Below are 6,749 nucleotides of genomic sequence, written 5' to 3'. Positions count from 1 at the left end.
GTCCTTTCCATTGTAGGAACTGTGTTCCATTTATATTCATACATATTATAACGCTTTCACTTCTATTTGTAAATGGTCTAGACCTATTTTTGAATAGAATCCAACAAAAAACAGAGTAAGCTTCCTACTTACTCTGTTTAACGTTCATTAAATTTGCTCGATTTGTACTTTTTCAGCGAGATTCATGGCATGGTCTGCAACACGTGTATAGTGAGAAATGATATCAATAAAGTTCACTCCGGCTTGTGGCGTACATTCACCTTGGTTCAAACGACGAATATGGGTTTTCCGAAGTCTTTTCTCCAATTTTTCAATTGCCTCGTGACGTGCTACCAGTTGATTTGCAAGACTCACATCGTTGTTCTCAACAGCTTTTAAGGCATCCTCTACAAATTGATGGGTTTGGTTGTAAATATCTTCCAATTCAACCAAGGCCGCTTCTGAAAAGACCACTTTCTTACGAATTAAATAATCGGTTAGATTAATCAAGGCTTCCGCGTGATCTCCAATCCGCTCCAAATCCCGTGAAGAATCTAAGATATTGGTGAGAACTTCACTTTCTCTCGGACTCAAGGCTTCACTCGACAAACGAATCAAGTAGCGAGTCAAATCATCATCAATGGTATTGATGGCTTCTTCTGTCTTGTGTCCCTTTTCAGCTGTTTTTTCATTTTGATGAACAATATAATCATAAGAGAGATTAAAAGCTTTGTCTGCATATCCACCTAAATGAAGCAACTCTTTTTTCGCATTTCCTAGAGCAATCGAAGGGGCTTGAGTGATCAAGTTTTCATCCAAATAGAGCGGTTCATATTTGACCACCTCATCCTCACCAGGAATCAGTTTGGTTACAAAGTATGCCAAAGCTCCAATGAATGGGAACTGGATGATGGTATTGGTTATATTAAAGGTTCCGTGAGCAAAGGCTATGGTCATTTCTGGAGACAAATGAAGAGTCGTTTCAAACCATTGAATCAAAGATGTAAACGGAACAAGGAAGACAAGACAGATAATGGTTCCGATAACATTAAAGGCTACATGGGCACCTGCCACACGTTTGGCCGTAATATTCGCTCCCAAGGAAGCAATGATAGCTGTAATGGTCGTTCCGATATTATCACCAAAGAGAACTGGGAGGGCCCCTTTCAGGTCAATCAAATGACTAGCATAGAGATTTTGCAAGATACCAATGGTTGCAGAAGAGGCCTGAATCAAAAGTGTTAATCCTGATCCGACAAAGACACCTAAGATAGGACTTTTACTTAACTGCACCATATAATCACGAAAGACTTGCAAATCTTTAAGAGGTTCCATAGCCCCACTCATCAAGTTGAGGGCAAAGAAGATACCACCGACACCAAAAACGATTCGTCCGACATTATTAACCAAACGATTTTTGGTAAAGAAGAGACAAACCGCTCCGATAAAGAGCATGGGAAGAGCGTAGTCTCCTAATTTAAAACCAATGATAAAGGAGGTAATAGTCGTTCCAATATTGGCTCCCATAACAATACCAATTGCTTGGCGGAGAGTTAGAAGTCCTGCACTCACCAGACCGACCGTAATCACTGTAACACCTGAACTTGACTGAATCAAGGCAGTCATCCCAATCCCTACTAGAACCCCTAAAAAGGGATTACTCGTATATTTATCAATATAGTATCGAAGTCGATCTCCTGCAGCCTGTTGCAAGCCTTCTCCCATGGTTTTAATACTATAGAGAAAGAGACCCAGGCCTCCCAAAAAGTTAAATACAATTTCCTGCCAGTTAATCGACATGTTCATTCCTCCAAATTTGAGATCAGAAATAAAACTCCTCTCCTATTGTAAAGGATAATTTCCAATCACACAAGAGATTTCTGTAAATTTCTACAATTTTTTGAAACCGTTTTTCCTTTTGGCTCTATTTTTCTGTATGGAGAGACAAAAAAAGAGAGAGTAGGACAGAAATCGGTCATTCGTTAGAATTCGATTTCGTCGTCCCACCTCTGCACAGTTGAGTAGGACTGTAAAAGCTGATGAAATCAGCGTAGTAGAGCCCACTCAACCACTGCGTCTTGCTCGACAATCCAAAAACAATTAAGAGGCTAGGACTTTTGTCCCAACCCCTCTAGTCTTTATTCAAATTGCGCAACATGGCATCAATTTTATTTCCATACTCGATGGATTCATCTTTCACAAAAGTGAGATCCGGAATTTTGTACAATTTTAAATTCCGACCTAATTCACGTTTGATGGTTCCTGTTGCTTTTTCAAGCCCTGTTTGAGCTTTTTGATTGTCAGAAGCCAGGTCACTCATAATCGAATAATAGACCTTTGCCATAGACAAATCGCCTAGCATTTGAACATCCGTGATGGTCACGCCTTGAACACGCGGATCACGAACTTTCTTTTGCAAAATTTCGTTGACTTCGCGCTTGATTTCCATCCCTACTCGATCTGTCCGAAAATGACTTGCCATAGGAACTCCTTTCTGCTTTGTGTTTAAAAACTAGGAAATCAGAGAAAAGTCCTCTTTTTTCCTAGTCAGCCTCTTATTTTTTAATTTCTTCCATGATGTAGGCTTCGATGGTATCATCTGTCTTGATATCATTGTAGCCTTCAATCATCAATCCACCTTCACGACCATTTGTCACTTCTTTGACATCATCTTTGAAGTGTTTCAAGCTTGCTAAAGCACCGTCATAGATCACGACACCGTCACGAATGACACGAACCTTGGAATCACGAGTGACCTTACCACTGAGGACCATAAATCCACCGATGGTACCCACTTTAGAGACTTTAAAGGTTTCACGAATAACCGCTTCCCCGATAACCTTCTCTTCAAATTCAGGATCCAACATTCCCTTCATCGCATCTTCCATTTCTTCAATCACTTTGTAGATGATTGAGTGAAGACGGATTTCCACCTCGTCAGCTTCAGCTTGTTGACGTGCTTGTGGAGTAGGACGGACGTTAAATCCGATGATGAAGGCATTTGAAGCTTCTGCAAGGGTCACGTCTGATTCGTTAATAGCACCAACCGCTGAGTGAACGATGGTCACTTTCACACCTTCTACTTCAATCTTTTGAAGGGAAGCAGCAAGGGCTTCAACCGAACCTTGTACATCGGCTTTAATGATGACATTAACAGATTTCACTTCCCCAGCCTTCAAGGTATCAAAGAGATTTTCAAGGCTGACGCGGTTGGTTGCTTGACGTTGTTTCATAAGAGCACGTTTGGCACGTTCTTCACCCGCTGCACGCGCTGATTTTTCATCTTCATAAACCGCGAAGTGGTCACCCGCCATTGGCGCTTCGTTCAAACCAGTGATAGAAACCGGAGTAGATGGTCCTGCCACCTTCACACGACGTCCAAGGTCATTGGTCATGGCACGGACACGTCCAAAGGTATTTCCGACAACGATTGGGTCTTGGACATTCAAGGTACCTTGTTGAACCAGAAGGGTTGCCACCGCACCTTTTCCTTTATCCAAGCGCGCTTCGATAACAGTACCGATGGCACGAACAGTTGGATCTGCCTTGAGTTCTTGGATTTCAGCCACAAGAAGGACCGTTTCCAAGAGTTCGTCGATATTTTGGTTGAACTTGGCTGAGATTTCTACAAACTCAGAATCGCCACCCCAAGCAGTTGACATAACCCCATGCTCTGCCAATTCACCGATGACACGTTCTGGGTTGGCACCTGGTTTATCAATCTTGTTAATAGCAACAATGATTGGAACATTGGCTGCTTTTGAGTGGTTGATGGCTTCAATAGTCTGAGGCATAACCCCGTCATCTGCCGCTACGACCAAGATGGTAATATCGGTAACAGATGCACCACGTGCCCGCATAGAGGTGAAGGCCGCGTGTCCAGGTGTATCCAAGAAGGTAATCTTCTTGCCATTTTCAACGATTTGGTAGGCACCGATGTGCTGGGTGATCCCACCTGCTTCACCTGTCGCCACACGAGAATTACGAAGGGTATCCAAAAGGGTTGTTTTACCATGGTCAACGTGTCCCATGATAGTTACAACTGGTGGACGTTCCACTAACTCATCTTCGTTGAGATAACCATCTTCCACGAAGAAACGTTCAATATCGGCATTATCCACTTCTACCTTTTTCTTGGCTTCAATTCCATAATCGACCATCAAAAGTTCAATGGTATCCCCATCCAGCGATTGATTTTGAGTTGCCATAACTCCCATCATGAAGAGCTTCTTGACGATTTCAGCTGGCTCTCTCTTGATACGTTTTGCGATTTCTGCAACCGTCATTCCATCCGTATACTCAAATTCACTTGGTAATTCATGGAATTTACGCTCTGTTACTGGTTTTGGAGCTTCTGTGCGGTTGTTCTTTCCCTTTTTATTCTTTTTATTGTTATTCCAGTTACTATTTTTTTGATTTCTCACTTGATTTTGACTACTTCGATTCCTTTGTTGTTTTCTTGGACCATCTTCCTCACGATCAAAATCATCGCGTTTCTTATCTGGTCGCGCTTGTTTCTTACGGCGTGTATCTACTTGAGCTGGAGTAGCTACAACAGCTGGCTTCGTATGGCTTTCAACAGTCGGCTCCTGTACAGGTGTTTTCACTTCAGGTACTTCTACCCGTTTCCGGCGCTGTTGACGTTCTTGTTCTGCTTTTGCAGCTTGTTGTTTGTAGCGATCTTCACTTCCACGCGCATACTCAGCATTTTGTTCTGCTTTCAATGCTGCTGCACGCGCTTTGAAATCAATTTTTGGTGCCACTTGGGTTTGAGCACTACGTCTTTGATCTGGTTTGTTATTGCGACGATCAAAACCTTGATTTCGGTGTTCATTTCGATCTTGTGGTCGTTGATTTCGGTTGTCACCATGACGCTGATTGTCCTTGCGATCACGTTTTGGACGATTGTCTTGTTGTTTTCTACGTTCTGCCTGCTCTTTTGCGCGCGCTTCTCGTTCCGCTTTAAAGTTACGACTCTTTGGTTTAGCAGCTGGTGTTACTGATTTTGTCTCAGTTGTCCCTTCTTTTTTTACGGGCGCTGCTTCTTTTTTCTCTGCGACAGCCGTTGTCTTGGCAACCACTTCTGCTACTTTCTTTTCGACTGTTTCTTTTTTTGCTGAAAAGCTCTTGATCAACTTTTCAGCAACATCAGTATCGACACTAGATGCATGACTCTTGACGTCAAAACCTAATTCTTTCGCACGAGTGACGACTTCCTTACTTTCCTTACCCAATTCTTTGGCAATTTCGTATAATCTTTTCTTAGACAATTGCTGTCCTCCTCTTCTATTCCATAAGAGACCTCATTTTCTTTGAAAATCCAGCATCTACAACAGCGACGACCTTACGGGCACGTCCAATTGCAGTGCTTAATTCTAGTGTTGAAAACACGGTAGATACTTGAACCTCATAAAAGTGACCCTTATCTGTCACCTTTTTTGTCAGGTTACTAGCTGCATCATTTGCCAGAAAAACTAATTTTGCTTTTTCTTCCTGGATTGCTTTGATCACAAGTTCTTCTCCAGAAATGAGTTTTCCTGCTCTTTGCGCCAAGCCCAACAAATTACTTATCTTTTGCTTATTCAAGGCCTAACTCTCTTCTCTTCACCTTATGATCTACATAAGCGATCAATTCATCATAGAAAGCTTCTTCCACTTCCATATTAAAGCTACGATTAAAAACTTTCTTTTTCTTAGCAAGTGCCGCTTCTTCATTGTCTAACTTGATGTAAGCACCTCGACCATTGGCTTTGCCAGTTGGATCGATAAAGACTTGTCCTTCTTTATTTTTGACAATGCGGAGCAAATCGCGCTTATCAATAATTTCATTTGAAACGACAGATTTTCTTAAAGGGATTTTTCTTGTTTTTACCATTTTCCCTCCCTCTCTTAATCGACTTGCTCTTCGTCACTTTCTACCTGGTCTTCAAAAGTTTCTTGAGCTGCTTCCATTTCTTCGAACTCACTGGCAGATTTGATATCGATGCGGTAACCAGTCAAATGAGCCGCCAAACGAACGTTTTGACCACGACGACCGATGGCAAGAGATAGTTTATTATCTGGAACCACAACGAGAGCATGTTTGCTATCTTCATCATCAAAAATAACTTGGTCCACTTCTGCAGGAGCGATCGCATTATAGATGAATTCAGCTGGATCTGGAACCCATTCGATGACATCGATGTTTTCTTCCGTCGGAACCATACGGTCTAATTTTTGATCGTATCGAGCTGGGTGGAATTTGCTGGTAATCTTTTTAATGTTCGATCCACCACGACCAACGATCGTCCCAATCGCGTCTACGTTTGGATTATGGCTACGAACCGCAACTTTTGTACGATCTCCAGCTTCGCGCGCGACACTCATAATCTCAACAGTTCCATCATATACTTCAGGAATTTCTTGTTCCATCAAACGTTTGATCATTTCAGGGTGGCTCCGGCTAACAAAGACATTGACACCACGTGGATTATCTTCTACCTTGTAGACAAATACTTCAATTCGATCATGAGATTGGAACACTTCTCCTGGAATCTGGTCTTGCTTAGACAATTGTGCTTCGATTGAGCCAAGATTGACATAGATAAAACGATTGTCAAAGCGCTCCACCGTTCCACTCATGATTTCATTTTCATGTTCTTTATAAGTGTTATAGGTGATGGTGCGCGTTTGCTTACGCATTTTTTCCATGATCGTTTGTTTGGCAGATTGAGCTGCTACACGACCAAATTCAGCTGGCGCTTCTTCAAACTTGATCTTGTCCCCCAACT

5 protein-coding genes and 2 pseudogenes are annotated in these 6,749 nt (G+C 42.2%); all 7 read right to left on the bottom strand.

Annotated elements, in window-relative coordinates; all coding sequences use genetic code 11:
• Window positions 1-147 precede the first annotated feature (147 nt).
• A complete protein-coding gene (locus tag SPADD19_RS10395) occupies window positions 148-1,779 on the bottom strand; it encodes a Na/Pi cotransporter family protein (protein ID WP_061455944.1) in 1,632 nt (543 codons plus the stop codon).
• A 331-nt stretch (window positions 1,780-2,110) separates the two neighbouring features.
• Window positions 2,111-2,461, bottom strand: coding sequence for a 30S ribosome-binding factor RbfA (gene rbfA / locus SPADD19_RS10390; RefSeq protein WP_009732309.1), 351 nt, complete (start codon window positions 2,459-2,461; stop codon window positions 2,111-2,113).
• 73 nt (window positions 2,462-2,534) lie between these two features.
• A pseudogene (gene infB, locus SPADD19_RS10385) lies at window positions 2,535-4,523 on the bottom strand (translation initiation factor IF-2); the annotation flags it as partial.
• Window positions 4,524-4,634: 111 nt separating this feature from the next.
• Window positions 4,635-5,249, bottom strand: a pseudogene (locus SPADD19_RS13185) (translation initiation factor IF-2 N-terminal domain-containing protein); the annotation flags it as partial.
• A gap of 16 nt (window positions 5,250-5,265) precedes the next feature.
• A complete protein-coding gene (locus SPADD19_RS10380; protein ID WP_003018481.1) occupies window positions 5,266-5,565 on the bottom strand; it encodes a YlxQ-related RNA-binding protein in 300 nt (99 codons plus the stop codon).
• Window positions 5,558-5,854: an RNase P modulator RnpM gene (gene rnpM / locus SPADD19_RS10375; protein WP_003010401.1), complete on the bottom strand. Its 297-nt coding sequence runs from the start codon at window positions 5,852-5,854 to the stop codon at window positions 5,558-5,560. The genes SPADD19_RS10380 and rnpM overlap by 8 nt, the downstream gene beginning before the upstream one ends.
• A 14-nt stretch (window positions 5,855-5,868) precedes the next feature.
• On the bottom strand, window positions 5,869-6,749 hold an 881-nt coding region (gene nusA, locus SPADD19_RS10370), incomplete at its 5' end, for a transcription termination factor NusA (RefSeq protein ID WP_241496580.1).

The sequence above is a fragment of the Streptococcus parasanguinis genome (assembly GCF_001578955.1).
Classification (GTDB): Bacteria; Bacillota; Bacilli; order Lactobacillales; family Streptococcaceae; genus Streptococcus; species Streptococcus parasanguinis_U.
The sequence above is the reverse complement of the archived record's forward strand: the minus strand, read 5'-3'. Positions and strand labels throughout refer to the sequence as shown.